This window comes from Pseudoalteromonas arabiensis (assembly GCF_001550155.1).
GTDB lineage: Bacteria > Pseudomonadota > Gammaproteobacteria > Enterobacterales > Alteromonadaceae > Pseudoalteromonas > Pseudoalteromonas arabiensis.
The window spans coordinates 76,588-102,034 of record NZ_LRUF01000011.1 but is presented as its reverse complement, the minus strand read 5'-3'; the positions used below and the strand labels follow the sequence as shown (position 1 = coordinate 102,034).

General features: G+C 42.0%; 30 protein-coding genes. 21 read left to right on the top strand and 9 right to left on the bottom strand.

Annotated elements, in window-relative coordinates; translation table 11 throughout:
- Positions 1–49: 49 nt before the first annotated feature.
- The 4 genes from leuC (at position 50) to PAARA_RS07065 (ending at position 3,833) form a co-directional block, all read left to right on the top strand.
- Entirely contained in the window at positions 50–1,450 is a 1,401-nt protein-coding gene (gene leuC, locus PAARA_RS07080; RefSeq protein ID WP_062568365.1) for a 3-isopropylmalate dehydratase large subunit, read from the top strand.
- A complete protein-coding gene (gene leuD / locus PAARA_RS07075; protein WP_062568364.1) occupies positions 1,450–2,049 on the top strand; it encodes a 3-isopropylmalate dehydratase small subunit in 600 nt (199 codons plus the stop codon). Before leuC ends, leuD begins: the two co-directional genes overlap by 1 nt.
- Positions 2,050–2,160: 111 nt before the next feature.
- On the top strand, positions 2,161–3,147 hold the full coding sequence (locus tag PAARA_RS07070; protein WP_062568363.1) for an SRPBCC family protein: 987 nt from the start codon (positions 2,161–2,163) through the stop codon (positions 3,145–3,147).
- Positions 3,148–3,239: 92 nt separating this feature from the next.
- A complete protein-coding gene (locus PAARA_RS07065) occupies positions 3,240–3,833 on the top strand; it encodes a hypothetical protein (protein WP_062568362.1) in 594 nt (197 codons plus the stop codon).
- Positions 3,834–3,835: 2 nt separating this feature from the next.
- Here the strand turns inward: PAARA_RS07065 and PAARA_RS07060 are convergent, their stop codons facing one another.
- Positions 3,836–4,201, bottom strand: a complete 366-nt coding sequence (locus PAARA_RS07060; RefSeq protein ID WP_062568361.1) for a hypothetical protein — start codon at positions 4,199–4,201, stop codon at positions 3,836–3,838.
- 135 nt (positions 4,202–4,336) lie between these two features.
- On the opposite strand from PAARA_RS07060, the gene PAARA_RS07055 reads away from it, so the two are divergent.
- Positions 4,337–4,783 (top strand): tellurite resistance TerB family protein, encoded by a 447-nt coding sequence (locus PAARA_RS07055; RefSeq protein ID WP_062568360.1) that lies wholly within the window; start codon positions 4,337–4,339, stop codon positions 4,781–4,783.
- Positions 4,784–4,809: 26 nt separating this feature from the next.
- Here the strand turns inward: PAARA_RS07055 and PAARA_RS07050 are convergent, their stop codons facing one another.
- Entirely contained in the window at positions 4,810–5,379 is a 570-nt protein-coding gene (locus PAARA_RS07050) for an NADPH-dependent FMN reductase (protein WP_062568359.1), read from the bottom strand.
- Positions 5,380–5,496: 117 nt separating this feature from the next.
- Between PAARA_RS07050 and PAARA_RS07045 the strand changes: the two genes are divergently transcribed.
- On the top strand, positions 5,497–6,390 hold the full coding sequence (locus tag PAARA_RS07045) for a LysR family transcriptional regulator (protein WP_062568358.1): 894 nt from the start codon (positions 5,497–5,499) through the stop codon (positions 6,388–6,390).
- On the opposite strand, the gene norR is transcribed toward PAARA_RS07045, so the two are convergent.
- Positions 6,387–7,952 carry a nitric oxide reductase transcriptional regulator NorR gene (norR, locus tag PAARA_RS07040; RefSeq protein ID WP_062568357.1) on the bottom strand — a complete coding sequence of 522 codons (1,566 nt, stop codon included), beginning with the start codon at positions 7,950–7,952 and terminating at the stop codon, positions 6,387–6,389. The two genes, PAARA_RS07045 and norR, sit on opposite strands and share 4 nt — an antisense overlap.
- Before the next feature lie 157 nt (positions 7,953–8,109).
- On the opposite strand from norR, the gene PAARA_RS07035 reads away from it, so the two are divergent.
- Together PAARA_RS07035 and hmpA are read left to right on the top strand one after the other, a co-directional pair.
- Positions 8,110–9,342: an NnrS family protein gene (locus PAARA_RS07035; RefSeq protein WP_062568356.1), complete on the top strand. Its 1,233-nt coding sequence runs from the start codon at positions 8,110–8,112 to the stop codon at positions 9,340–9,342.
- 28 nt (positions 9,343–9,370) lie between these two features.
- The gene (gene hmpA, locus PAARA_RS07030; protein ID WP_062568355.1) at positions 9,371–10,534 is read left to right on the top strand and encodes an NO-inducible flavohemoprotein; all 1,164 of its coding nucleotides are present in this window, start codon (positions 9,371–9,373) and stop codon (positions 10,532–10,534) included.
- A 33-nt stretch (positions 10,535–10,567) separates the two neighbouring features.
- Here hmpA and PAARA_RS07025 read toward each other — a convergent pair whose 3' ends face one another.
- The 4 genes from PAARA_RS07025 to PAARA_RS07010 form a co-directional block, all read right to left on the bottom strand.
- Positions 10,568–10,942 (bottom strand): hypothetical protein, encoded by a 375-nt coding sequence (locus tag PAARA_RS07025; protein ID WP_062568354.1) that lies wholly within the window; start codon positions 10,940–10,942, stop codon positions 10,568–10,570.
- Complete coding sequence (locus PAARA_RS07020; RefSeq protein WP_062568353.1) at positions 10,935–12,560, bottom strand: S41 family peptidase; 1,626 nt, start codon at positions 12,558–12,560, stop codon at positions 10,935–10,937. The genes PAARA_RS07025 and PAARA_RS07020 overlap by 8 nt, the downstream gene beginning before the upstream one ends.
- 112 nt (positions 12,561–12,672) lie before the next feature.
- Positions 12,673–13,311, bottom strand: a complete 639-nt coding sequence (locus tag PAARA_RS07015) for an endonuclease (protein ID WP_062568352.1) — start codon at positions 13,309–13,311, stop codon at positions 12,673–12,675.
- A gap of 150 nt (positions 13,312–13,461) precedes the next feature.
- The gene (locus tag PAARA_RS07010; protein WP_062568351.1) at positions 13,462–14,181 is read right to left on the bottom strand and encodes a hypothetical protein; all 720 of its coding nucleotides are present in this window, start codon (positions 14,179–14,181) and stop codon (positions 13,462–13,464) included.
- 157 nt (positions 14,182–14,338) lie between these two features.
- Here PAARA_RS07010 and PAARA_RS07005 point away from each other — a divergent pair, with 157 nt between their 5' ends.
- Positions 14,339–14,719 carry a hypothetical protein gene (locus tag PAARA_RS07005; protein WP_062568350.1) on the top strand — a complete coding sequence of 127 codons (381 nt, stop codon included), beginning with the start codon at positions 14,339–14,341 and terminating at the stop codon, positions 14,717–14,719.
- A 5-nt stretch (positions 14,720–14,724) separates the two neighbouring features.
- Here PAARA_RS07005 and PAARA_RS07000 read toward each other — a convergent pair whose 3' ends face one another.
- Positions 14,725–15,165, bottom strand: coding sequence for a PaaI family thioesterase (locus PAARA_RS07000; protein ID WP_062568349.1), 441 nt, complete (start codon positions 15,163–15,165; stop codon positions 14,725–14,727).
- Positions 15,166–15,326: 161 nt separating this feature from the next.
- On the opposite strand from PAARA_RS07000, the gene lexA reads away from it, so the two are divergent.
- The 5 genes from lexA to PAARA_RS06975 all read left to right on the top strand — a co-directional run bounded on the left by lexA (position 15,327) and on the right by PAARA_RS06975 (position 20,632).
- A complete protein-coding gene (gene lexA, locus PAARA_RS06995; protein WP_062568348.1) occupies positions 15,327–15,944 on the top strand; it encodes a transcriptional repressor LexA in 618 nt (205 codons plus the stop codon).
- 512 nt (positions 15,945–16,456) lie between these two features.
- Positions 16,457–17,599, top strand: coding sequence for a cytochrome c oxidase subunit II (gene coxB, locus PAARA_RS06990; protein WP_062568347.1), 1,143 nt, complete (start codon positions 16,457–16,459; stop codon positions 17,597–17,599).
- Positions 17,599–19,191 carry a cytochrome c oxidase subunit I gene (gene ctaD / locus PAARA_RS06985; RefSeq protein WP_062568346.1) on the top strand — a complete coding sequence of 531 codons (1,593 nt, stop codon included), beginning with the start codon at positions 17,599–17,601 and terminating at the stop codon, positions 19,189–19,191. Before coxB ends, ctaD begins: the two co-directional genes overlap by 1 nt.
- The gene (locus PAARA_RS06980) at positions 19,191–19,745 is read left to right on the top strand and encodes a cytochrome c oxidase assembly protein (protein WP_062568345.1); all 555 of its coding nucleotides are present in this window, start codon (positions 19,191–19,193) and stop codon (positions 19,743–19,745) included. Before ctaD ends, PAARA_RS06980 begins: the two co-directional genes overlap by 1 nt.
- A gap of 11 nt (positions 19,746–19,756) precedes the next feature.
- Positions 19,757–20,632, top strand: coding sequence for a cytochrome c oxidase subunit 3 (locus PAARA_RS06975; RefSeq protein ID WP_062568344.1), 876 nt, complete (start codon positions 19,757–19,759; stop codon positions 20,630–20,632).
- On the opposite strand, the gene PAARA_RS20935 is transcribed toward PAARA_RS06975, so the two are convergent.
- Positions 20,532–20,843, bottom strand: a complete 312-nt coding sequence (locus PAARA_RS20935; protein ID WP_083515279.1) for a DUF2909 family protein — start codon at positions 20,841–20,843, stop codon at positions 20,532–20,534. The genes PAARA_RS06975 and PAARA_RS20935 overlap by 101 nt on opposite strands.
- Before the next feature lie 14 nt (positions 20,844–20,857).
- Here PAARA_RS20935 and PAARA_RS06970 point away from each other — a divergent pair, with 14 nt between their 5' ends.
- The 7 genes from PAARA_RS06970 to PAARA_RS06940 all read left to right on the top strand — a co-directional run bounded on the left by PAARA_RS06970 (position 20,858) and on the right by PAARA_RS06940 (position 25,436).
- Positions 20,858–21,607 carry an SURF1 family protein gene (locus PAARA_RS06970; protein WP_062568343.1) on the top strand — a complete coding sequence of 250 codons (750 nt, stop codon included), beginning with the start codon at positions 20,858–20,860 and terminating at the stop codon, positions 21,605–21,607.
- Complete coding sequence (locus PAARA_RS06965) at positions 21,588–22,082, top strand: hypothetical protein (RefSeq protein WP_062568342.1); 495 nt, start codon at positions 21,588–21,590, stop codon at positions 22,080–22,082. The genes PAARA_RS06970 and PAARA_RS06965 overlap by 20 nt, the downstream gene beginning before the upstream one ends.
- Positions 22,083–22,101: 19 nt before the next feature.
- A complete protein-coding gene (locus PAARA_RS06960) occupies positions 22,102–23,091 on the top strand; it encodes a COX15/CtaA family protein (RefSeq protein WP_062568341.1) in 990 nt (329 codons plus the stop codon).
- Positions 23,092–23,100: 9 nt separating this feature from the next.
- Positions 23,101–24,009 carry a heme o synthase gene (gene cyoE, locus PAARA_RS06955; RefSeq protein ID WP_062568340.1) on the top strand — a complete coding sequence of 303 codons (909 nt, stop codon included), beginning with the start codon at positions 23,101–23,103 and terminating at the stop codon, positions 24,007–24,009.
- 20 nt (positions 24,010–24,029) lie between these two features.
- Entirely contained in the window at positions 24,030–24,623 is a 594-nt protein-coding gene (locus PAARA_RS06950) for an SCO family protein (protein ID WP_405128737.1), read from the top strand.
- 162 nt (positions 24,624–24,785) lie between these two features.
- Positions 24,786–25,064 (top strand): STAS domain-containing protein, encoded by a 279-nt coding sequence (locus tag PAARA_RS06945; protein ID WP_338053562.1) that lies wholly within the window; start codon positions 24,786–24,788, stop codon positions 25,062–25,064.
- A 9-nt stretch (positions 25,065–25,073) separates the two neighbouring features.
- Positions 25,074–25,436 (top strand): response regulator, encoded by a 363-nt coding sequence (locus PAARA_RS06940; protein ID WP_062568337.1) that lies wholly within the window; start codon positions 25,074–25,076, stop codon positions 25,434–25,436.
- Positions 25,437–25,447: the final 11 nt, after the last annotated feature.

Below are 25,447 nucleotides of genomic sequence, written 5' to 3'. Positions count from 1 at the left end.
GTTTGCGTTGAGCTCGTCACTCAGCGTAACTAAAATGAGGGAATAGCAAGTGGCCCAAACCTTATACGATAAAATCTGGCAAGCTCATGTAGTCGCCAACATTAACGATCAAACCGATTTACTTTATATCGACCGTCATCTAGTTCATGAAGTTACTTCACCGCAAGCCTTTGCTGGTTTACGTGAGAAAAACCGTAAAGTACGTTGCCCAGAAAAAACCTTTGCGACTATGGACCATAATGTTTCAACAAAAAGTCGCTCATTAGATGCCGCTAGTGAAGTGTCGAAAAATCAATTAATGGCACTGGATGCAAACTGTAAAGAGTTTGGTATTCAACTTTATGATTTAAATTCGATTAATCAAGGTATTGTGCATGTAATGGGGCCTGAGCAGGGCATTACCTTACCGGGCACAACCATAGTGTGTGGTGACAGCCATACTTCTACCCATGGTGCATTTGGCGCACTAGCGCACGGTATTGGTACGTCAGAAGTTGAGCATGTTCTAGCCACTCAAACGTTACAGCAGAAAAAAGCCAAGTCGTTAAAAATTCATATAAATGGTCGCCTACGTCCAACCGTTACTGCAAAAGATTTAATCATGGCGGTGATCGGTAAATTAGGCACTGCGGGTGGTACTGGCTATGTTGCGGAGTTTTGTGGTGAAGCAATTGAAGCGCTGTCTATGGAAGCGCGTATGACGCTTTGTAATATGAGTATTGAAATGGGTGCAAAAGCGGGGTTAATCGCGCCAGATCAAACAACTTATGATTATTTAAAAGGTCGCCCATTTGCACCACAAGGTGCTGACTTTGATAATGCTGTTGCCTACTGGCAAACACTAAAAACGGATGAAGGCGCAGAGTTTGATCATGTTGTTGAATTGGAGGCTGCTGATATTCAACCGCAAATAACTTGGGGTACCAGCCCTGAGCAAGTGATTGGCGTCGATGAATTCATTCCAGACCCTGAGCAAGAACCAGATTTAATCAAAGCTGATGCAATCCGTAGCGCACTAAAATATATGGGCTTAAAAGCAGGCGATAAATTGTCTTCAGCAACTGTTGATACCGTTTTTATTGGCTCATGTACAAATAGCCGAATTGAAGATTTACGTGCTGCTGCGCAAATTGTAGAAGGTAAACAAGTTGCAGCGGGTGTTGAAGCACTGATTGTTCCTGGTTCTGGCCTTGTAAAAAAACAAGCCGAAGACGAAGGCCTTGCAGATATCTTCAAAGCAGCTGGCTTTGAATGGCGTGAACCAGGTTGTTCAATGTGCTTAGCAATGAATGATGATAGATTAGAAGCCGGTAAACGCTGTGCGTCGACCTCAAATCGTAACTTTGAAGGTCGCCAAGGTCGCGGTGGTCGCACTCACTTAGTGAGCCCTGCAATGGCAGCGGCAGCGGCAATTCATGGTCGTTTTGTTGATATCAGAGGAGAAGCCTAATGAGCGTATTTTTTAGTGGCTTAATTGCCCCGTTAGATAAAAACAATGTTGATACTGACCAAATTATTCCAAAGCAGTTTTTAACGTCGACCAGCCGTGATGGTTTTGATGCGGCGCTTTTTTACGATTGGCGTTATTTAGATAACGGCGAGCCAAACCCTGAGTTTATTTTGAATCGTCCTTGTTACCAAGGTGCGCAAATTCTTTTAACTCGCGACAACTTTGGTTGTGGTTCATCGCGCGAGCACGCGCCATGGGCATTAAAGCAATATGGTTTTGAAGTTATCTTAGCGGAAAGTTTTGCCGATATTTTCTTTAATAACTGCGGCAATAACCAAATGCTTGCTATCGCATTACCAGCAGAAACACTTGAGCAATTATTTGTGCTGAGTGAACAGCATGATGCTATTCATATCGAAGTTGATTTAGAAAACCAACAACTTCGTAGCGATAAGTTTGACACCATTCACTTTGATATTCGTCATGACATTAAAGAGCGTTTACTAAGTGGCTTGGACTTTATTGGTGTGACTGAAACACTTAACAGCCAAATTGATGCCTTTGAAACTAAGCTTAAAGCTGAGCGCCCTTGGCAATAAAAGGTTTTATTACATGTGGAACCTAAACGCGGCGAAAGTCGCGTTTTTATTTGTTTCTAAAAAAGAAAGTTGTTAATTTGGTTGGTAAAATAACGAAAACAACAAATAACTATGTGGCCTCTTTCTCCTAAATCTATCGGCATCTTGATGGGTGTTCTTTACGGCATCTGCATACGCATTTTTCTTGAAGTTAGCGGAACGTTTAATTTCGGTAGCCTTGTTACTATTTCGTTTATGTTTTTAGTGCCTGTTGCTATTGGGTTTATACGGGTACATTTTGAATACAATCAGCTGCCTGTGATGACATACGGAAGAATGGCAGTGATCGCTTGGCAGCCTATTTTTATCTTCTTATTTGTGAGTGTTATTACTCTTTTAGAGGGCAGCATCTGCGTTGCAATGGCACTCCCTGCATTTATGTTTTTTGCTAGTATTGGCGGTATGTTAGCAGGGCTCTGCCATCGACTTTGGGCAAAGAAAAGCAACAAAGCGGTGATGTCGGTAGCATTGCTGCCGTTAATTCTTTCTCCTTTAGAGTTCAACTTTTTACACCTATCGAAAACTTACGAAGTTAAAAATACGATTGTTATAAATGCGCCTGTTGACGTTGTGTGGCAACAATTGGCTAATGTTAGCCAAATTCACGAGGGCGAGTATCCGAGCTCATTTTCGCATTTAATTGGTATTCCAAGGCCAATTCGAGCTGATATGAGTGGGGATGGAGTCGGTGCAATAAGAACCAGTCAGTGGCAGAAAAATGTAGTATTTAAAGAAGTGATAACTGAGTGGCAGCCGAATGAGAAAATGCTTTATAAGTTTGATATAGACCCAGACTTAATTCCTGATAAGGCGCTGGATCAGCATGTGAAATTAGGTGGTGAATATTTTTCGCCGTTACATGGCGGTTATGAATTAGTTGCAAGTGGTAAGAATCAAACGCTGTTGAGCCTAAAAACGACTGTACTTGATAACACTAATTTTGGCATTTATTCACGAGTGTGGGGAGAGGTGATCTTTCAGGATTTTCACAAAGCTCTTCTGAAATTCATGAAATCGCGCGCTGAACATGACATACAACTAGCTACAAACCCATCGTAACTATTTTTAGACAAGCAGTTTATCGTGATTGTTTTCTTTATTAGCTTTAAATCGCTAGGCTAGGGTTAATATTTTTATTTTAGGAACACACCATGAAATACTTAGTGGCATCGGTGCTCGTGGCAGCATCATCAGTAGCGGCTGCGCGTCCTGCACCGTTAGTGTCAATTCCAAGCCATGATGGCTTTTTTGATAATATTGCAGCCCATTGTGGCAAAGCTTACGAAGGTAAAGTGAGCGTTGATAACGCGACAGGCCCCAGTTCATTTGCGGGTAAAAAGTTAGTGATGCATGTGCGTCGTTGTAATGAACGTGAATTGCAAGTGCCATTTCATGTGGGCGATGATGCGTCTCGTACATGGATCATCACAAAAACAGGCAGTGGTTTGAGTTTAAAGCATGACCATCGCCATAAAGATGGCAGCGATGATAAATCAACCATGTATGGGGGCCATACCCTTGATGCGGGTTTTGCTAATGCACAGTCGTTCCCGGCTGATCAATATTCAAAACAGTTGTTTGTGAGCCAAGGTATTCCACAATCAATGGGCAATACGTGGCAAATATATATTTACCCCAAGCAATTTACGTATCGTTTAGTGCGAGAAGGGCGTGAGTTTCGCGTTGATTTTGATTTAACAAAGCCAATTACACCACCAAGTGCTCCGTGGGGGTATGAAGACTAGCGCTATTTAGCGTCATCCTCGCATTGTAAAACAACCGTTAAAGGTGGCTGGTAGGGGCGTGGTTTAGTGGGAAAGCGTTCATACTCCTGTACACCATCAGTCACTCTTAACATAAACGGTTTGTCTCTACATAAACGGCTGGCATGGCGCAGCAAAAATACGCTTTGATTGCGAAAGTGCTTGTAGTCATCAGACTGAATTTCGAGGTGGTAGCGGCCATCGGCTAATTTAGTTTGGTAGTAGTGGACTTCTTCATCAAAGTCGAAAAGTTTTTCTGTTTCGGTTTCTTCAGCGTATGCAGGGGAAAAGCCAGCGGTAAGTAAAAGGGCGCTGATTGATAATGCGAATATCGAACGGGGTTTGTTCATAAACACCTAACTCCATGTGATTGATGCAATAATTCTAGCGCGTGTTGTTGAACCATGAATTAGCTTCGACAGTCAAACTAGGGTAACGTTAGTTTATATCTTATACCTAGTCTAACACTCAAAAGGTAAAATGTGATGCTCAATAAAATAAAACAGCTATTTTCAGCGATGGACGATACTCAATCTAATATTAGTGAGCATGACCTAAAAACAGCGGTTGCCGCTTTATTAATCGAGGTTATGCGCGCTGACAGTGAATTACAAGATGATGAGCAACAAACACTGAATGACACCTTAAAGAAATATTTTTCTTTAACAGACGATGAGGTTCAGGAGCTCATTGATAGCGCCTCTAAAAATTTAGATGAAGCGATTGATTATTTTCAGTTTTCTAAACAAATAAATGCACAGTGTAGTGCTGAGCAGCGTATTGATATTATCGAGCTGTTATGGCGTTTAGCCTATGCTGATGGTGAATTAGATAAACATGAAGAGGTTGTGATTCGCCGTGTCGCTAGCCTCTTATATGTGACTCATGAAGATTTTATCGCTGCGAAACTGGCAGCGACAAAACTCAGCTAAGGGCTATTAAATTAAATCAGGCTTACTTACTTATTTAATTTACTTGCCACACTAACAAGTTGTTGAGCTAGGCTGGCAACTTGTTCCGCTGTATCAGCATCATTAATGCGGCCCTGTTCATCTAATTTAGTGTGGATAGCAGACACAGCTAATTGATCTGCAAGTATTAAGCTGCCAATACCTGATAAAATATCACGCACGTGGTTTAAACCACGTAAGCCGCCTAAACCGCCTGGTGAAGAAGCATAGAGCGCGGTTACTTTATTACGAAATGCTGGTACCGCGCCTTGCTCAGTGCGAGATGCCCAATCGATAGCGTTTTTAAGTGGTGCCGTAATTGAGCCATTATATTCGGGGCTTGCCAGCAGAATGCCGTCTGCTGCACGAAGTTTATCTTTTAATAATTGTGCCCCAGCGGGTGTGCCTTGCGCTTCAATATCTTCATCAAATAACGGTAGGTCTAAATCGCTTAACTTAATGACTTCTACTTCTGCACCACTTTCGAGGGCGAAGCGTGCTGCCTCATTAATTAGTTTTTGGTTAAAGCTGTCTTTACGTAGGCTGCCTGCGAGGGCAATAATTTTTGGCGCTGTCATGAGGGGTTCCTTTTTAAGCTTCACTGTTGTTGATATGCTCACTGTAGCAAAAAATAGCTTGCAGAAAAGCTAAATAAACGCAAAACTTATGTGCGTAAATGCACATGAGGAGCTGTTATGGCAATTCAATTTGATGATTGGCAAGATGTTAAGGTCGCTTATGAAGTAGCTAGACGAGGTACTTTAACGGCTGCCGCGGAGTCCTTGGGTGTTCATCACAGCACAGTACTAAGAAGAATCAACAATTTAGAAGATAACCTTGATGCACGGTTATTTCACCGCCATGCCCGTGGTTATACAGTGACAGAAATTGGCGCTAAGTTGTTTGCCACGGCTAAATCGATTAATGCAGAACTTGAAAAGCTCCATAACGATATCATTGCTGCTGACAGCCAGTTACGAGGCAGCTTATTATTAACCACGGTGAGTGGTTTTATTGATGTGCTCAGTGATGTTTGTGAGCAGTTCCAAAGTTTACACCCACAAGTGCAGCTTGAGGTTATTCTTGACCAAAATCGTCTACGACTCGACCATGGTCAAGCACATATTGCTGTTAGAGCGGGTCCGCGCCCTGATGAAGGCGATTATATTGCCCAGCATTTAGCGGAGTTATCGTCTGGGTTTTATGCCTCAAAAAGCTATATTGAAAAATATGGTATGCCAAAGAGTATTCAGCAGTTAGAGCAACATAGTTTTGTATCTGGAGTGGCAGGATATAATGGAAAAGTACCTTATTTTGCTTGGGTCGATGAGCACATAGCACCAGCACAAATCAAACTTAGAGTATCAGAAACATCAGAAGCAACCCGCGCTATTGTTAGGGGACTTGGTATTGGTGGCTTGCAGCACGAAGTGGCACAGCAGTATCCTGATTTAGTGCCAGTATTAGCAAAAGAACTTGCTTGGCCAACAGACCTTTGGCTGGTGACACATCATTTGGTGCACCGTACTGCTAAAGTGCAAGCTTTTAGTCAGTTACTAAAAGCTTACTTTAAAAAGCTAACAAGCTAGAGTGACTTTTTAACACTGATACCTAAGCGTTTCGCGAGTCGCACTAGATTGGCTCTATCCACTTTAAGGGTGCGTGCTGTGGCTGCCCAATTTAGGTTATGCCGCTCAAGTTGCTGCATAATTAGTTGGTAGTTGAATGCTTCAGTGGCCTCTTTTAGCGACAGTTCTGGTAGCGCATTCTTGTGCTCTACTGCTGTATAGCTCTCCTTATTTGATAGCTGCTCAATATTACAATGCGCAGGCTCTATAGTAATAATATCCTGCTGCCACTGTTGTTGCTTTGCTTTTAATGCTGCGCGACTAATGACGTGTTCAAGTTCTCTGACGTTGCCAGGCCAATCGTATTGACGCAATAATACTTGGGTGTCTACACTTAGCTTTAGTTGTTTTATCGCAAGCTTACGTGCAGTTTGCTCCACGAAAAAGCCAGCAAGTAAAATAACATCGTTATCACGGGCCCTCAGCGCTGGCACATTCAGCGGGTAAACACTCAGCCTATGAAACAGATCTGCTCGAAAACGCCCCTCTGCAACTTCTTGTTTTAAATCACGGTTTGTTGCAGCAATAACCCGTACATCGACATAATGAGTCTGATCTTCACCCACAGTTTGTATTTCACCACTTTGCAATACGCGTAGTAGTTTACTTTGCATCGCAAGGGGTAACTCGCCAATCTCGTCTAAAAACAGCGTGCCGCCATCGGCGAGTTGAAACTTTCCCTGACGAGCTGAATGTGCACCCGTAAAGGCGCCTTTACTGTGGCCGAAAAACTCGCTCTCAGCTAAATTCTCTGGTAATGAAGCACAGTTGAGATGAATAAGAGGCTGCTCGCGGCGTTTTGAATTTAAGTGAATATTGCGGGCAACCAGCTCTTTACCCACGCCCGTTTCACCTTGGATCAACACACTAAATTCGGATGCTGCGACCAATTGAATGTCATTTTTTAGTGCTTGTATTGCATGGCTATTACCTATGATCTCGACTCCTTCTCTGGTAAGAGCCGCAAGGTTAAGCTGTTGTGCAAGCTGATAGTTATGCTGCGCATGATGCTGATAGTGTTGCAAGGTTAATACACTTTCAACATGTGCAGAAATGAGCTGCATTAGTTGTTTTAACTCTGCGGAGTCTAAGTCATCAAATGCATATTCATCCAAGCTGTCAAATGTAATGACAGCCAGTAAATTCGGGTTTTTTGGGTGACTGCTATACAGTGGAATACCCATGCAGGCGTGTACGGGAAAATCACCATGTTTGCGCTTAAGTAAACCATCATAAGGGTCTGGTAACCCACATTCTTTGGCAAATTTTAATGGCTGAGTTGCTTGGCATATCTCATATAAACGTGGATGTTCGTCGATTTTAAAGCGTCTGCCTAGCGTGTCATGTGATAAGCCTTGTAAGGCAACCGGTTTTAACACATCTCCTTTGTTAAGAAGTAGTGCGAGCGCATCACAGGCTATCCACTCGTTTATGCAATCCAGTAAATAATTAAAGTTTGTATATTCAGGGCTTACTCTTGCCAGTGCGATTGCAATATCGAGCATAGTCTTTTTACTCGCCATGTCATATTGACCTTATTGTGTTTTTTGATGTTATTAATGGTGAGTCATTTTGACTTTTTCTTCAATGTCCATTTTCTTATCTTATTGAAAATTAATGGCTTTTAATTTTGGCAAGGTGTGTGCAATAACAATGGCAATGATATCAGTGAGGGTGGTAATGAAAGTCATTAATTTAACAGAGCCAATGCCAAAAAAAGTAAAGGCTCATCAAGTCAGTGAATGGCCTATTTGGGCATTAGCGTTTAGGCCTTACTTTTTGGTTGCCGGTGTATTAGCCGTGGGCTCTATGAGTTACTGGTTACTCATGTTAAGTGGTTATGCCAACTGGCATTTAACTGTACCAGCTACGCTTTGGCATGCCCACGAAATGCTATTTGGTTTTTCAGGTGTTGTTGCTATGGGGTTTTTACTGACCGCGGCGCAAACGTGGACTGGCGTACCGAGTGTCAGTGGCAGCAAGCTTTGTCTAATGACTGGTGTGTGGTTATTAGCACGTTTGAGTTTCTTTTTACCTGCCATAATAACAGCGAATTTTAATTTATATGTAGTGGGAGTGTTTCAGCTTATATGGTGGTTAGCCGGCATCATTACCCTGAGTAATATGTTGCTCAAAGCAAGTAGTAAGCAGAATTACGTGTTTATTGTTATTGCCTCCATGCTATGTACTCTTAATATGATTTTTTTAGCATTGGTGGTTGCTGAAAAAATGCTCTTTGCGCTCAGTGTTGTGGATACCGCCGTGATTGTGATGACTTTATTGGTTGGTATTGTTGCAGGGCGTGTTGTGCCATTTTTCACTGCGCGAGGATTGAATCTTACCGAGCAAGTTCGTCTACCAAGGCTTGATAAACTGGTAGTGGTAAGCTCTTTATTTGCTATTACTTGGTTCTTTTTTAGTCAATTATTCTTTAATCAAATGAGCGTAGGTTGGGTTTTTGCTTGGCTTGCTTGTTTACATTTTTATCGCTGTGTTGCGTGGTGGCACAAGGGGATACTAAAAGTGCCTCTGTTATGGTCACTACACCTTTCATATTGGGCTTTGAGTATAGGTTTACTCTTAATTGCACTGAGCTCCTATAGTTCGTTCATTTTATTTAAAGATGCGCTGCATTTTATCACTGTAGGTACGGTTGGCTTAATGATCTTAGCTATGATGGTGCGTGTGTCTCATGGTCATACCGGCCGACCCCTAAAAGTGCCATTTATCATTACCCTAGCATTTGTATGTATTGCCGTTGCTGCGATTATACGCGCTCTGCTTATATCTGTAATAGGGCACCACTTGGCGTGGCAGCTGAGTGCAATGCTGTGGATAGCTGGTTTTTTATTGTTCTTATTTCATTGTGCGCCCATTTTAGTGAAACGTCGTGTAGATGGCCGCGTGGGTTAATTACTCCCTTTAAAATAGAGGAAATGATATGTTGTCTGAAAAAACGATCGAGATTGTTAAAAGTACAGTGCCATTGCTAGCAGAGGCAGGCCCTCAGGTTACTGAATACTTTTATGATCGTATGTTTAGTTATAATCCCGAGTTAAAAAACATTTTTAATATGAGCCATCAGCAATCAGGGCATCAGCAATTTGCGTTGTTTAATGCGTTAGCTGCCTATGCTGCGAATATTGATAACCTTGCTGTTTTGAAAGATGCCTTAGCACGTATAAATCATAAGCATACTAGTTATCACATTTTGCCTGAGCACTATCCGATTGTAGGTGGTCACTTAATTGCAACACTTAAGGAGTTGCTGCCTGAGCAGTTTACTCCAGAGGTTGAATACGCATGGCGAGAAGCGTATGCACTGCTTGCAGATGTCTGTATTACAGAAGAAATGGCATTATACAACAAAACCAAGCAAGCCCAAGGAGGTTGGTTTGGTACACGTTTATTTACTATTTCACACAAGCAAATCGAGTCAGAGCATATTTGTAGTTTTACCCTGACTCCTTGTGATGGTAAAGCGGTGGTGTCGCATTTACCAGGGCAATATTTGGGTATTAAAGTTAAACCTGAAAACAGTGATAATACTCAAATTCGCCAATACTCTATTTCGCAGCAAAGTAATGGTGAAAACTACCGTATTAGCGTAAAGCAAGAAGGTTTAGTCTCCTACCATTTACATAGCTTGCGTGAAGGCGAGGTAATTGAAGTTTATCCTCCAGCAGGCGACTTTGTGCTTCGCGAAATCGACTCGCCTGTCGTATTGATTTCAGCTGGTGTTGGCCAAACACCGATGATGGCGATGCTTGAGACATTATTGAGCAAACAACATAACCAGCCAATTCATTATCTGCATGCATGCGACAGTGAGGCGCAATTTGCCTTTCATGAATATTTATCAAAGCAACAGCAAGCGCACCCTGCTTTTAATTGTGTTACTTGGTTTGAAGATGGCAAGGGAGGAGATTTTGCGGGCTTGATGGATGTTAACCACATCACCGATAACTTACCAATTAGCGAAGGGGACTTTTATCTGTGTGGTCCAATCGCCTTTATGGCTATGATAAAAGAGCAGCTACTAAGTTTAGGGGTTGCAAGTGAACGCATTCACTATGAGGTGTTTGGCCCTCACCAAACCCTATAACGAAAAGGGCGCAGCCTAAGCCGCGCCTGATTGTTAGTTAACTTCGCACTCTACATTAGGAAGTGGAATACGGCGCTCTTTTTTGGGGTAGTAAAGCAGGCATTGCTCGCCTGCTTTTTGCAACACAAACTTCTCAGAAGGAATTGAATGGGCGCCCATTATTGGCAAGCCATCAGGCCCTTTACCTGTACCATGATCAATTAACAGCACGGCACTTTTAGTGAACACATCATCAGCTAAGGTCACTAAAGCACCTCCTTTAGCTGACTGAATGGCTTGTTGTAACTCGGTAATCACGCCAGCATTGATACGAGTTAACGTCGCATCTTGAGGCTGCTCAGCTTGGCTACTTTGACACGCAGTTAAACTCATCAGCAATGATGAAATAAAGAGGTATTTTTTACTCATCGCTATCTCCTTTTGCTGGTGTGGGGCGTGTTAAGTCCATATTCTCTTTATATAGTGGTTGTTTAGGAACGAGTGGTAAGCCTGTATCCGCTAACGCATTGACTGAGATGTTGGGCTGTTTGATTTTTGCCGTTTGAGTTGAAATAGGGCAGCGGTTATTTTCGATATGGAAAAGTGCTGTAGATAATAAGCCTTCGTTTTTATCGCCCAACTGGTGGTTAAAATCGTCTGCAGCCAGACAACCTTGCACGTCAGCGTCAAATTGCGGGGTCGGAGTCGGTCTTAAGCCATCTGAATATTCACCGAATCCCTGTTCATTCACACCTGAAAATTGAATAGTAAAGTAGGTTGTTGCACAGTTATGAGTCGGATTAAACCCGTATGGTTTACCACAGGTCTTATCACCAATTAGAATAACCTCTGCGTTGATGCCTTTAAGCCCATTAATAAATGCTTCTGATGCCGAGCAAGTTCCTTCAGTGCTAAGCACATACACTTTTGATAAGTTTAAATCGGGGAGTGTGTTGTTAGTCGCTTGAAACGTTGAATAATCAATTTCAAAGTCAATAAATGGAAAGGGCGTATCATTGGGTTGTTTGTCGTTTCGAATGGTTTGATAATAGTCAAAACCTCTACTATTGGCAGGGCCTGTAACCATATAAGCAAGTTGTGCAGAAAGAGCCAATACGCCACCACCGTTGTATCTAAAGTCAATTACAAGCTCATCGATCATATCGGTTTTGAACTTATTAACAGCATTAATAAGCTCAGGTTGGGCAATGCTTATATGACTATTAAACTGCATATAACCAACTTTGGTGCCATTTTCTGTGATCAGTGTATTCACATTTTGCACAGGGGTTTGGGTAATATTACCTGCTACCACATTGATTGATTTTTCAGTACCATCATTGCTTCGTAGTTTAAGGTTATGGGTGCTACCAGCTGTGGGGTTGAACAGTACTTCATTCAAAATTTCAATGCCGGCTTCGGTGTTGTCGTTGATACTTACATTATCCGCCGATAAAATCGTATCACTGCGTTGTAAACCTGCATTGGCGGCAGGTGAGCCATCCTCTAAATAGGCGATGCGTAGTACTCGAGGTGGTGTGTTACTAAGAAACGCCCAGTTGATTCCGTAGCCCGATACAACACCAGATTGCGACTCTTTGAAAAAATCTTCAGTTGGCTGACTAAAATGAAAGTTGTCTTTGTTAGCGCCTGAGTCTGTCGTTTGAAATGTTTTTAGCTGATCGTAGTAGGCTGCAACTGAACTAAAGTTGTCAGGGTTGTTGTCTTCGATTTCATCGTACCAAAGGTATGTTTCATCACTCCATGAGCGTAACCACATTTTTTCAGTAAACTCTGAACCAGCAGTGTCGGGGTAAGGCTGATTTTCATTGAAGGGATCATTTCCTGTGCGAGGCACGGCGCATTGATCTTTAAACTCACTGGATGGCGCAAATGTACCAGCTGTCCAAACAGTGGAAGAGTTAGCGGGAGGTGGAGTTACTGTATCTGTGTCAGAGTCTAACGAACTACCCCCACCGCAAGCCGTTAAATAAAGGCTTGAAAAGATAAAAAAAGTCGCCTGTGCGAGTTTGTTACTTTTAAACATGAGATTACTTTCCTGTAAACGATTGTTGAAAAAGTATCAATAAGTATACGCGATGACAATAAAGAGCGATCTAAATAGTGTAAATAAGTGTATAAATTTTCAGCGCATCATGTCAGTCTGCAGGTTCAAGTTTTTGCCATGCTTCAAAGAGCTTCTGTTGTTTGTTTGAAATAGCGAGTCCATAGGTTTTTTGCATATAGAAGTAAGTATCTGCAATGCGCTTTCGAGCATAAACTGGCGGTTCAACAACACGCTGTTTAAAGTCAACTTTAACAGGGCACGCTCCGTACTGTTTGATGTTATTGGCTACCATACCAAAACGATAGTTAGAGCGATCAGCATTAATTTCACCGATGGCTGGTGCTAAGTTATTTATGTCAGCTTCCATTTGACGAAACTTTTTACTCACTTTTCGGCAATTTTTTCTACCACCTTCTTGCCAGCACTGCAGTTGATGACCAAACTCCCAAGCAGGCACAATATGCTCCCACTCAATCCGGTGTGCCCGTATATTTTGTTTGCCAGAACGAGTCACAGCATTTCGCGGCAGGTAGCCGCATCGCGTTGGATCAGGCACTAACTTTTTACCTTCGCGTTTTATATCACAATCACAATATAAGCTCTTAGTGTCGTTTGGTAAGGTCTTTATTAGATATTTTTTGGCACTAGAAAAGCTAGAAAATTGCTCCGCAGAGGCAGTAAAACAAACCCCAAGGCAAAATAGTAAAGAGAAAAATAAACGCATATCCATCACATGTGTGAACTACAGGGTTTGCTAGTGTAGAGTGATAGCTCTAAAAGAAAAAGAGTTTGATTGTTATCGAGATAATCAGCCTAGGCAGTTTAAACTTCGACAAGTTATTAGCAAGGCACCAAAACAGTGGTGCCGATGCTGGTAGGATTACTTACTGCTAGTTGAAATTGGCTTACGGCGCTTTATACGTAGGTTTTGTAGTAATAATAAAATACCCGAAATACAAAACAGTACGCTGGTGGCTGCAAAGCTTATAAGTAAGGGGTTATTAAAGTCCTCGCGCTCGTCGTAATCCATAATATGTAACATCCAAAAAAAGTCGAAAATACGCCAAATAGTGCTGCGTACTGTAATGACCTTACCTGTAGCGCTATCTAAATACAGGGTAGTTGTCAGCCAATCATCAAAGCTGACTTGCCAAACATTCTCTTTATATGCAATTTCTCTGGGCCCTTTTGCTAAAAGCTGTACTTGAGAGGCCTTTGCACTAATGAGTAGGTGTGCTTTAGCATTTTCAATAATCTCAGACTCACTTGGCCTAGCCATTGCTTCACCCGTTATACCATCAAAGGTAAATGTACCGTTTAAAGTGGCAATTTCAATGGTGGGTTTTGTGAGTAAGTGGCTGTATTTTATATCACTAATTTGCTCAAACTGAGTTGTTATTGCATCAATTGATGCCATGTAATCATGCACTTTAAATGGATTACTAAGGCTGCGTTTAGCTAAGTGTTTGCCATGTACTTTTTCAAGTGGAATGGCGCTCATTACCAAGCCACCCAGCAGCCAAAAAAAGATTTGTATGGCGAGCAAGTAACCTAACCATTTATGCACTTTGCGGGCATACTTGAACATACGTTTATTCATAGAAAACCACTTGTTATTTTTGTATAGGCGCTATTGTAAAAGCTTAAACTAGGCTGCCAATGCGGCATAATGTCGCATTAACTGTATTCTAGATTTGGTATATAGACAAAACTGCGTTAAAGTTCCAATCGCTATTAATAGAGGGTAAAACGAAGGTATGTCGGAAATTCAATTTTTAAATGTAGACTTGGAGCTTGAATCAAAACACGATATAAGTGCACTGGTGGCTGATTTAAAGAAAAACGCCATGGTCTTACATTATGACAAAGATGAATATCGTCAACTTGCTCGTATTGAAGCAACAGCTGACATTAGCACGCCAGATAAAGCAATTAATCAATTATGCGAATTAATTGAGTCATGTTCACGCAATGCATTGAAACAGTGGCTTTCGTGTTCAAAACGAACATTTGATATTGGTTTTGAGTCAGGTGACTCGCCAAAATGTTTTAATCAAGCCCTGCACGCAGATACCTTATTACGTATTTCTGCCATTGGCGCAGGGATCGAAATTACCATTTACCCAGTTCAGAGCTAAGCTCGCTATCTTCGTTCTACCACCGCTGCGGTCATACGTGATACGCAGCACAGTTCACCTGCCGCATTACTAATTTTAATTTCCCAAACCGATGTCCTTTTCCCTAGATGAATAGGGCGTGTAATTGCTGTAAGTACGCCTTTGCGTGATGCTTTGAGATGATTGGCATTTATCTCTTGGCCGACACAATAAAACTTTTCAAAGTCAACAACAAAATTTGCCGCATAACTGGCCACAGTCTCAGCTAGCACAACATTTGCGCCTCCGTGTACCATTCCCATTGGATTATGGTGGGCTGGTATAGCGGGCATGGTGGCAACTAGATAGTCATCACCAATTTCGGTTATTTCAATGCCCATGGTTTTCATTAAAGTTCCTTCACCTGTAATGCCTTGTGCAAATTGCTGACATTGCTCCAAAGTGATTGGCTGGTGCCAAATGCTCATGGTTTTTCCTTAGCAAGCTAATTAAAGCTACTACCATATTGCATATAACTGTGCTGTTCAACGTTAGTTTTGTAGCAAAATGAGGAGGCCAATTTAAATTTGCGATTTTCAGATAACTGTATATACTCACAGTTAAATGTACTGTATGGAAAACCAGTTGTATGCGCCCATTAACGAAACGCCAATCGCAAATATTAGAACTTATTAAAGTATTTATTAAAGATACAGGCATGCCGCCAACTCGTGCCGAAATAGCTCAGACGCTGGGTTTTAAAAGTGCCAATGCCGCTGAAGAACATCTTAAAGCGCTGGCTAAAAAAGGCATGATAAAAATGAAGCCTGGAGCGAGTCGTGGTATTCAGTTAGTTGAGGAAGATGAGCCAGAACAACTAGGACTCCCTTTAATTGGTCGTGTAGCTGCCGGTGAGCCAATTTTAGCGCAGGAACATGTGGAGAGTCATTGTCAGGTTGATCCATCTTTGTTTAAACCCGCTGCAGATTTTTTACTACGTGTTAATGGCATGAGTATGAAAGATATAGGCATTATGGATGGTGATTTACTGGCAGTACACAGAACACAAGTGGCTGAAAATGGTCAAGTTGTCGTTGCGCGTGTTGATGAAGATGTGACTGTAAAACGCTTAGAAAAAGCCGGTCGAAAAGTCCTCCTACATGCAGAAAATGACGAGTTTGCACCGATTGAGGTTGACCTCGAACACGAATCTTTCAATATCGAAGGATTGGCAGTTGGCGTTATTCGTAATGCTGATTGGATGTAACGTTAATATACTTAAGTAACTTTAGCGTTTTCAGTCGCGCTCGTTTTTTGTTTTAATGTTTTGTACTGAGTAAGATGTTTTCAAAATGGTGCGTCAAACTGATTTAATTTGGTGCGACGCCGCTTTTTACCTATTTAGCATTGATTTGTGACCCCTTAGCGTTGCTCGGAGTCCATGTATAGCGCAGTTTTCCTTTCTTTTTGAGTTTTTGCTCTTCCCCTTTTTTACAAATAACGCTCTGATTATAGTTGTTATTTTTGCACCAAAATAAACATTTCTTAGATTAAAAACTTGCTTATTGTTCATTTTTTAACTAATTGGTTAATACAATGTATTAACACCGTTTTACTAAAAAGACACAAAATAATGTGCAGTGGTGTTAAACGATGAGCTTGTATCAGATTTCTGTCGTGTTGGTACGTGTTTGCTCTAAACAATAAAAATACGAATGGGCACCTAGCTGTACGCCTTTTCGCTTTGCGTCTTGCAATAGCATCTAAAGGAGCTGTCACATGGGTAAAATGCGTTATGCCTTGTGGCTTATTTTAGTGTCTCTACCGCAGTTAGCATTGGCAAATAGTCAATTTAATATGCGTAAAGGGGTAACTGATATAAGTAATAATGTTTATGAGTTACACATGACGATATTTATTATCTGTTGTGTCATCGGCGTCATCGTTTTTGCGGTGATGTTTTGGGCTTTAATACATCATAGAAAATCAAAGGGGGCAAAGCCCGCCCAATTTCATGAAAGCACAAAAGTTGAAATTCTTTGGACTGCCATTCCGTTTGTGATTTTAATTGCCATGGCTGTGCCTGCCACAAAAACCTTAATCGCTATGGAAGATGCCTCTAAGGCAGACATCACCATTAAGGTCACGGGTTCTCAATGGAAATGGCATTACGAATATATGGGTGAAGATATTGCCTATTACTCGATTTTGTCGACACCAAAAGATCAAATAGATAACCAAGCTGAAAAGACAGCAAATTACTTACTTGAAGTCGATAAGCCGTTGGTCCTCCCTATCAACAAAAAAGTACGCTTTTTGATGACTTCTGACGATGTTATTCACTCTTGGTGGGTTCCTGACTTTGCGGTGAAAAAAGATGCCAATCCGGGCTTTATCAATGAAGCATGGACACGCATTAACGAACCCGGTGTTTACCGAGGCCAATGTGCTGAACTGTGTGGTAAAGATCATGGTTTTATGCCTGTTGTGGTTCAAGCATTACCTGAAGATGAGTTTGCAACTTGGTTGGCTGATGCCAAACAAGAAAAAGCGAATGCGGCAGCAGCGGATGCTGCATTACTTGATCAAACACTCGCTAAAGAAGAGTTAATGACACTCGGTGAGCAAGTCTACATGGCTAGCTGTGCAGCATGTCACCAACCAACAGGTATGGGGCTACCCGGTGTATTTCCTGCGCTTAAAGGCAGCCCTATTGTACTAGGTGATGTTAAAGATCACATTGATATTGTGCTTCATGGCAAGCCTGGTACAGCAATGCAAGCATTCGATAAACAGCTTTCAATTAAGCAGCTTGCAGCTGTCATTACGTATAAACGAAATGCTTGGGGCAATGATACGGGTGATGTTATCCAGCCGAGTCAAATTCAAGCAGCGATTGATGCAGCAGCGGAGGCGAACTAATGAGTAACGTTATTAATGAGCAAGCCACTGAGCATGCGCATCACGACCACCACCCTGCTAAGGGGTTCAAGCGTTGGTTATATACAACAAACCATAAAGATATTGGCAGTTTATACCTCATTTTTTCACTAACCATGTTTTTAATTGGTGGTGCGATGGCAATGGTGATCCGCGCTGAGCTTTTCCAGCCAGGTCTGCAACTTGTCGATCCTCACTTTTTTAACCAAATGACCACCGTACATGGTTTGATCATGGTGTTTGGGGCTGTTATGCCTGCCTTTACTGGATTGGCCAACTGGATGGTGCCAATGATGATTGGTGCACCTGATATGGCTTTGCCAAGGATGAATAACTGGAGTTTCTGGATTCTACCTTTCGCCTTTTTAATCCTGTTAGCTTCATTGCTGATGCCTGGTGGTGGCCCTGCATTCGGTTGGACTTTTTATGCGCCACTGTCGACTACTTACAGTAACGATAACACCGCACTCTTTGTCTTCGCTGTGCATATTATGGGCATTAGTTCAATCATGGGGGCGATTAACGTTATCGTGACCATTGTGAACTTAAGAGCCCCAGGCATGACATGGATGAAGCTGCCACTGTTTGTTTGGACATGGTTGATCACCGCATTCTTATTGATTGCTGTGATGCCTGTGCTTGCCGGTGCGGTGACCATGGTGCTTACGGATAAATACTTTGCGACCAGCTTTTTTGATGCCGCAGGGGGGGGCGACCCTGTGATGTTCCAACATATTTTTTGGTTCTTTGGGCACCCTGAGGTGTATATCATGATTTTGCCGGCGTTCGGTATTATTTCTACTATCGTGCCGACTTTCTCACGTAAAAAGCTATTTGGTTATGCCTCTATGGTATATGCCACTTCATCGATTGCGCTGCTTAGCTTTATCGTATGGGCACATCACATGTTCACTACAGGCATGCCGGTTGCGGGTGAGCTGTTCTTTATGTACGCCACGATGTTGATATCGGTACCGACAGGCGTAAAAGTGTTTAACTGGGTCGCTACCATGTGGCGAGGCTCAATTAGTTTTGAAATTCCCATGATGTTTGCCATTGCTTTTATCGTATTGTTCACCTTGGGAGGTTTCTCTGGCTTGATGCTTGCGATCACACCTGCTGATTTCCAATATCATGATACTTATTTTGTGGTCGCTCACTTCCACTATGTACTCGTTACAGGCGCAGTGTTCTCTATTATGGCGGGAGCCTATTACTGGCTGCCAAAATGGACTGGCAATATGTATAACGAAACCTTGGCTAAATGGCATTTCTGGTTATCACTAATTAGTGTCAATGTGCTGTTTTTCCCGATGCATTTTGTTGGCCTTGCGGGCATGCCACGTCGTATCCCTGATTATGCTCTGCAATTTGCAGACTTTAACGCCATTATTAGTATTGGTGGGTTTGCGTTTGGCCTTTCACAATTACTGTTCGTGCTGGTGGTATTTAAATGTGCCAGAGGTGGTGACAAAGCGCCTGCAAAAGTATGGGATGGTGCAGAGGGGTTAGAGTGGGAAGTTGATTCTCCCGCACCTTACCACACCTTTGAGACACCGCCGGAGATTAAGTAATGAATCATGCACCTTTGCTCAAAAAGCTCCTGCTAGCATGCCTTGGTATGTTTGCATTTGCTTTTGCATTGGTGCCGCTTTACGACGTGTTTTGTGATGTTACGGGCTTAAATGGCAAACCTTCTCTTGAGAGGGCTGTAGTGAGTGACACAGTTAATACTGAGCGTTCTGTAGATGTAAGCTTTACAACACATGCACAAAGCGGTGCACCATTCAAAGTTGAGTCCCAGCAGTACAGTGTCGCTGTGCAGCCAGGCGCTATGCGTGAAGTTAAGTTTAGCGCTAAGAATACCAGCAACACAGACAAAATAATGCAAGCAATCCCCTCGGTATCGCCAGGAAAAGCAGCTAAATACTTACACAAAATAGCCTGTTTTTGCTTCGATCAACAGCCTATGAAAGCAGGTGAAGAAATCGAGTTTACTTTACTATTTTATGTCGATACTGAGCTACCGGATGATGTTGAAGAGCTGACATTGTCCTATACCGTGTTTGATATTAGCGGGCAGGTTGTGGCTAAAAACGATGAAGCCGCCAAGCTAATTGCTAATTAGGAGCAAACAAAATGAGTCAGAATTACGAAAAATATTATGTACCAGCTGAAAGTCCGTGGCCGATTGTTGGTGCAATTGCGATGTTTTTAATTGCTGTTGGCGCTGGTTTAACTGTGATGCAAGTCAGTGGCGAAGGCAACAGTGGTCAATATGTATTGTATTTAGGCATTGCGATATTAATTTATATGGTTTTTAGCTGGTTTAGAAACGTTATTGAAGAGTCGCATAAAGGGCTTTACTCAGCACAAATGGACCGTTCATTCCGACAAGGCATGAGCTGGTTTATATTTTCTGAAGTAATGTTTTTTATGGCATTTTTTGGTGCACTTTTTTATGCCCGTATGATTTCTGTACCTTGGTTGGGTGGGGCTGGTAACAATGCCATGACCAATGAAGTACTTTGGCCAACCTTTGAAGCCGTATGGCCTCTTTTAACCACCCCCAGTGGTGACACAACACAGGCTATGGGCTGGCAAGGGCTCCCATTAATTAATACCCTTATTTTACTTACCTCCTCGGTCACTATTCACTTTGCTCATGTGGCAATGGAAAACAATAAGCGTGGTGCGCTAAAAGTATTCTTATCGCTAACCGTGTTATTAGGTGTCGTTTTTTTAGGCTTACAAGTATATGAATATATGCATGCTTATCAGGATCTCGGTTTAACCCTAGATGCGGGTGTATATGGCAACACGTTCTTTTTATTAACTGGTTTTCACGGTATGCACGTGACCTTGGGGACGGTCATTCTGTTTGTCGTACTGTTGCGTATATTCAAAGGTCATTTTAGTAGTGAAAAGCATTTTGCGTTTCAGGCCGCAGCTTGGTATTGGCATTTTGTTGATGTGGTTTGGCTGTGTTTATTTGTATTTGTGTATGTGCTGTAGCGTGACGAAGAGGTGATGGGTTGGTGTGAATAAAGCCCAATTTCATTGCGGCAATAATGATCACCAACACAACAACAGAGAAAAGTACTCTGCGTCCTAAATAGTGTGACATGGGTCGTGCGGTCTGTTTTGCTGACATCATTACAAACAGTGCTCGAAAAAGGTTAAACACAATATATAACAATAACAACACAATGATGATTTTTATCATTTTAGGTTTCCTTGATGCAGTTAATTTTATGGCGTAAACAAAAGCTTAGTTCAATTATCGCAATTTGCGTTGTGGTGTTTGCGGTGCTGATTTGTTTGCGTTTAAGTGTTTGGCAGTATCAACGCGGCGAGCAAAAGCAGCAGCAATTAAGTCAGCTCGCTGTATTAAGCCAACAAGGTGTTATGGATTGGCAAGCACTGCAAAACTTACCCGATGGTGTTAACAAAACGGGCTTACAGGTCAAAGTCTCTGGGGTGGTTAATAAACAACATTACTGGCTACTTGATAATCAAATATATCAAGGGCAAGTAGGTTATGACTTACTTGCAGCTGTAAGCATCAAAGGAGAGACAGCCCCTTTAATTGTTAATTTTGGTTGGCTCAAAGCCCCCGCTGATCGTAATCACTTGCCATCAGTGGCTTGGCCTAGCAGTGCGCTTATTACAGCGACAGTTCAAATAAAACAAGGTCAGCTGCAAGGCTTTACTTTAGCGGATGACATTGGTGCAGAAAGTGGCTGGCCCAAACGTATTCAGGGAGTCGATTTAGCCATCTTTAGTCGTCAACTAGAGCAGCCGTTACACGCCTTTATTGGTTATCGTAAAGAAGCAGATGGCTTAGCGACACCCCATTACAAAAGTGTTGTGATGGGTCCTGATAAACATTACGCCTATGCAGTGCAATGGCTGCTAATTGGCTTGGCCTGTGCTGTTATTGCGTATTTTGCGATGAGAAGGAGACATCATGAAAATAAATCCACTTAGTTTGTTTGCTCTGTGTTGTTTTGTGCCCCTTATTCTGGCCTTTGCAGCATTAAAGCTTGAGTGGTTGCCAAGTGGCTCTAGTAATCATGGTGAGCTGTTAAAGACCGAAGTAAAACTCGCTGATTGGCAGCAAGGAGACCCTAAGCAATGGACAATTGCACTTAACTATCCAGATGATTGCCAATTAAGGTGTGAAGAGCAGCTTGCGAGTCTTGAAAACTTATACGTTGCGTTAGGGAAAAACCAGCAAAAAGTGGATGTTGCTGTATTAAGTCGGCAGCAAAAAACAGCAGCGAATTGGCGCCATTTAGAAGAAAACGCAGATCTTCAAGCGGGGGACTTATATTTAGTCGATCATATGGGACTGGTTGTTTTGCATTACCCCTATAAAAACAAACCTGAAGAGAATCGGTTAATTCAAAAAGGCTTACTGAAAGATTTAAAAAAACTACTCAACTACGCACGTTCAAGTTAATACTCGGTAAGGGGCAATAATGTATAAAAATTATAAATATTTAGTCTTATTTACGTGTTTTCTATCTGTTTTAGTGGTGGGGCTTGGGGCATATACGCGGTTAAGTGATGCAGGGCTCGGTTGCCCTGATTGGCCAGGGTGTTACGGGTTTTTAACTGTGCCAAAGCATGAAACTGCACTTTTGCATGTTGAGCAGAATTATCCAGATATGATGTTTGAAGCAGCAAAAGCATGGAAAGAAATGATTCATCGCTATTTTGCAGGAGCATTAGGCCTATTTATATTGGCGTTGTTTGTATTTGCTTGGCTGAAACGTCAATACCCCACTACCCCAGTGAAACTACCGCTAGCACTTTTATTGCTGGTGGTTTTTCAAGCGGCTCTAGGAATGTGGACAGTGACCATGAATCTGCAACCTTTGGTTGTTATGGGGCATTTATTGGGTGGGTTTAGCATTTTATCTTTAGTATTTTTACTATATTTGCGGCTGACCTCTAAGCCTATTACTGGCGGTGATGCAGGGGCGAGGCCTTATTACAGATTAGCGCTGATAGGGTTAGTGGTGTTGGTATTACAGATAGCTTTAGGCGGTTGGCTTGCGGCTAATTATGCAGCCCCGCACTGTAATGGTTTACCACTATGTAGTTACGGGCAGCCATTTTCACTCTCAAGTGTGTTTCAGCTGCCGCTCGAGCACAGTACCTATGAGTATGGCGTGTTATCGCAACAGGCACGCATGTCTATACATTTACTACATCGCATATGGGCACTGGTAACCTGTGTGGTGCTTGCGTTGATTATGTGGCGAATCTTTTCGAAATCCTATTCTCGAAAGATCAAGCACTGCACTGTAACAGTACTGGTGGCCTTGTTATGCCAGATTTGCTTGGGTCTTGCCGTCGTGCATTGGCATTTTCCATTAGGCGTCGCACTTGCTCATAACTTAATGGCGGCGTTGTTGCTTTTGAGCATGGTTAGACTTTGTTTTCATCTAAAAGCAAGAACTTAGGAGGCTGGGATGGCACTTATTTTAACAACTGAAAAATCAGTAACAGCGCAGATCACTGAATTACTGAAGGACTATCTAGCAATAAGCAAATTTAAAGTTGTTGCGATGTTAGTACTCACAGCTTGGGTAGGATTAGCACTTGCCCCTGATATGGGAAGAGATGTATTTGTTCAATTAGCAAGTCTACTAGGCATAGGTTTATTATCTGCAGCTGCGGCAGTAATAAATCATGTCGTTGATAGTGAGATTGATAGCAAAATGGCACGCACACGACATCGTCCTGTGGCAAAAGGCCGCTTAAGTAAGCTACATGCTCTTAGTTTTGCCGCCATCATAGGTGTGCTTGGGTTTATTATGTTGATGATCTGGGCGAATACGTTAACTGCTGTGCTTACGCTGTTTGCTTTGGTTGGCTATGCTTTTATCTATACTTCTTTTTTAAAACGAGCAACCCCACAAAATATTGTCATCGGTGGACTTGCTGGTGCGATGCCTCCTTTATTAGGCTGGGTATCAGAAACAGGGCACATGGCAGCTGCGCCTTGGTTATTAGTGATGATTATTTTTACTTGGACGCCGCCGCACTTCTGGGCGTTGGCTATTGCGCGTAAAAGTGATTACGAGCGAGCAAAAATCCCTATGTTACCTGTCACTCACGGCATTGAGTTTTGCAAAACATGTGTAGTGGCATATTCAATTTTATTGGCCTTAGTATGTGTATTGCCTTACCTAATAGGTATGTCGGGGATTATTTATTTATTTGCTGCAAGTGCTTTAAATGCGGTTTTTATTTATAAAGCGCTAAAACTAAAGTTTGCGCCTAAAGAGGGTACAGCAATGGACTTATTTCGTTTTTCAATCGTACATTTAATGCTACTCTTTATCGCCCTATTTATTGATAAGTGGTTTCTTGTATGAAACATTTTTTAGCTGTGCTAATGGCATGCCTTAGTCTTATTATGATCGGTTGCGGTAGTGAGAAGTCTGCCCCTGATGTTTCTGCGCTTGTGTATGAGAAGGCAAAGCCAATTAGCCCTTTTTTATTAACCGACCAACATGGAAATCCTGCCGATAATAGTCAGTTAAAGGGGCATTGGAATTTACTGTTTTTAGGCTACACCAGCTGTCCTGATATCTGCCCTATGACACTGGCAAAACTTACAAGTGTACAAAAGCAATTAAGCAAGGATTATGACGTACAGGTGTGGTTTGTTGCTGTCGATCCAAAGCGAGATACAACGGCTAAACGTAAAGCTTATATTGATTATTTTAATACTGATTTTTTAGCTGTATCAGGGTCGCATAAACAGCTATTTCCCTTTGTGCGGGAGCTTGGCTTAATTTATGCGATTAATGATAGCGATGAGCAAGAGTATGCTGTCGACCATAGTGCTTCGGTGGTGATGGTTGATCAAGTTGGGGCTGTGCGAGCGATTTTTAAACCTGAATTTAAGCAAGGTAGTGTGCCTTTGATTAATGCCAAAACATTAACGCAAGAGTTTAAGGAAATTGCTGACTATTATGCTTTATAACTTGTATAGAGCAGTAAAGTATTTTGAAAGAGAGCAGATGCTCTCTTTTTTTATTTTTCCTCTAAGCTATTAAAAAAAATTACTATTTTTTAATTTAAAAAATGGCAATTTTATTAACTCAGTCTAAGCTTTTGTTATGAATTATTAAAAGCCGTGAAGAGCGTGTTAATGATAAAGCTTCCTACTGAACTCGCAATTACTCAGGTTGAGTCGTTACACCAAGATTTACTACAAGAGTTGTCGTCAAATGATGATATATGTCTTGATATCAGTGAAGTAACGAGAGCCGATACTGCGTCAGTACAGCTGCTGTGTGCATTACAAAAACATTTGCTTTCGGTTCAGCATAAAATTATTTGGGTTGGACAAAGCGAACCATTGCAACAGGCAATTAATAGTTTGGGATTAAGTCATTACCTTGTGCTTGAAAATACCAATTAAGAGGTTTTTATGAAAAGAATTTTAGCAGTCGATGACTCAGCATCAATGCGACAAATGGTTGGTTTCACCCTTAAAAAAGCGGGCTTTGACGTAACGGAAGCAAAGGATGGCAGCGAAGCATTGAGTATCGCAAAGCAGCAGGGCTTTGATGCGGTAATTTCTGATGTCAACATGCCGGTAATGGATGGGATCACACTGATAAGAGAGTTACGCACTCTACCAGACTATAAATTTACTCCTTTACTCATGCTGACCACAGAATCGGGTCTAGATAAAAAGTCAGAGGGTAAAGCTGCTGGCGCAACAGGCTGGATAGTAAAGCCTTTTAACCCAGAGCAATTGTTAGCGGTATTAAAAAAAGTGATTCGCTAACAATAGGAGCG

Bases quoted from the DNA above. Each gene is read 5' to 3' on its own strand.
- PAARA_RS06940 (WP_062568337.1), top strand. From the start codon at position 25,074: ATGAAAAGAATTTTAGCAGTCGATGACTCAGCATCAATGCGACAAATG.
- leuD (WP_062568364.1), top strand. From the start codon at position 1,450: ATGAGCGTATTTTTTAGTGGCTTAATTGCCCCGTTAGATAAAAACAAT.
- PAARA_RS07015 (WP_062568352.1), bottom strand. From the start codon at position 13,311: ATGGATATGCGTTTATTTTTCTCTTTACTATTTTGCCTTGGGGTTTGT.
- PAARA_RS06980 (WP_062568345.1), top strand. From the start codon at position 19,191: ATGAATCATGCACCTTTGCTCAAAAAGCTCCTGCTAGCATGCCTTGGT.
- PAARA_RS07000 (WP_062568349.1), bottom strand. From the start codon at position 15,165: ATGAGCATTTGGCACCAGCCAATCACTTTGGAGCAATGTCAGCAATTT.
- PAARA_RS20935 (WP_083515279.1), bottom strand. From the start codon at position 20,843: ATGATAAAAATCATCATTGTGTTGTTATTGTTATATATTGTGTTTAAC.
- lexA (WP_062568348.1), top strand. From the start codon at position 15,327: ATGCGCCCATTAACGAAACGCCAATCGCAAATATTAGAACTTATTAAA.
- PAARA_RS07005 (WP_062568350.1), top strand. From the start codon at position 14,339: ATGTCGGAAATTCAATTTTTAAATGTAGACTTGGAGCTTGAATCAAAA.
- ctaD (WP_062568346.1), top strand. From the start codon at position 17,599: ATGAGTAACGTTATTAATGAGCAAGCCACTGAGCATGCGCATCACGAC.
- coxB (WP_062568347.1), top strand. From the start codon at position 16,457: ATGGGTAAAATGCGTTATGCCTTGTGGCTTATTTTAGTGTCTCTACCG.
- PAARA_RS06970 (WP_062568343.1), top strand. From the start codon at position 20,858: ATGCAGTTAATTTTATGGCGTAAACAAAAGCTTAGTTCAATTATCGCA.
- PAARA_RS07060 (WP_062568361.1), bottom strand. From the start codon at position 4,201: ATGAACAAACCCCGTTCGATATTCGCATTATCAATCAGCGCCCTTTTA.
- PAARA_RS06965 (WP_062568342.1), top strand. From the start codon at position 21,588: ATGAAAATAAATCCACTTAGTTTGTTTGCTCTGTGTTGTTTTGTGCCC.
- PAARA_RS07035 (WP_062568356.1), top strand. From the start codon at position 8,110: ATGAAAGTCATTAATTTAACAGAGCCAATGCCAAAAAAAGTAAAGGCT.
- PAARA_RS07055 (WP_062568360.1), top strand. From the start codon at position 4,337: ATGCTCAATAAAATAAAACAGCTATTTTCAGCGATGGACGATACTCAA.
- PAARA_RS07070 (WP_062568363.1), top strand. From the start codon at position 2,161: ATGTGGCCTCTTTCTCCTAAATCTATCGGCATCTTGATGGGTGTTCTT.
- PAARA_RS07020 (WP_062568353.1), bottom strand. From the start codon at position 12,560: ATGTTTAAAAGTAACAAACTCGCACAGGCGACTTTTTTTATCTTTTCA.
- PAARA_RS06975 (WP_062568344.1), top strand. From the start codon at position 19,757: ATGAGTCAGAATTACGAAAAATATTATGTACCAGCTGAAAGTCCGTGG.
- norR (WP_062568357.1), bottom strand. From the start codon at position 7,952: ATGGCGAGTAAAAAGACTATGCTCGATATTGCAATCGCACTGGCAAGA.
- hmpA (WP_062568355.1), top strand. From the start codon at position 9,371: ATGTTGTCTGAAAAAACGATCGAGATTGTTAAAAGTACAGTGCCATTG.
- PAARA_RS06950 (WP_405128737.1), top strand. From the start codon at position 24,030: ATGGCATGCCTTAGTCTTATTATGATCGGTTGCGGTAGTGAGAAGTCT.
- cyoE (WP_062568340.1), top strand. From the start codon at position 23,101: ATGGCACTTATTTTAACAACTGAAAAATCAGTAACAGCGCAGATCACT.
- PAARA_RS06960 (WP_062568341.1), top strand. From the start codon at position 22,102: ATGTATAAAAATTATAAATATTTAGTCTTATTTACGTGTTTTCTATCT.
- PAARA_RS07010 (WP_062568351.1), bottom strand. From the start codon at position 14,181: ATGAATAAACGTATGTTCAAGTATGCCCGCAAAGTGCATAAATGGTTA.
- PAARA_RS07045 (WP_062568358.1), top strand. From the start codon at position 5,497: ATGGCAATTCAATTTGATGATTGGCAAGATGTTAAGGTCGCTTATGAA.
- PAARA_RS07065 (WP_062568362.1), top strand. From the start codon at position 3,240: ATGAAATACTTAGTGGCATCGGTGCTCGTGGCAGCATCATCAGTAGCG.
- PAARA_RS07025 (WP_062568354.1), bottom strand. From the start codon at position 10,942: ATGAGTAAAAAATACCTCTTTATTTCATCATTGCTGATGAGTTTAACT.
- PAARA_RS07050 (WP_062568359.1), bottom strand. From the start codon at position 5,379: ATGACAGCGCCAAAAATTATTGCCCTCGCAGGCAGCCTACGTAAAGAC.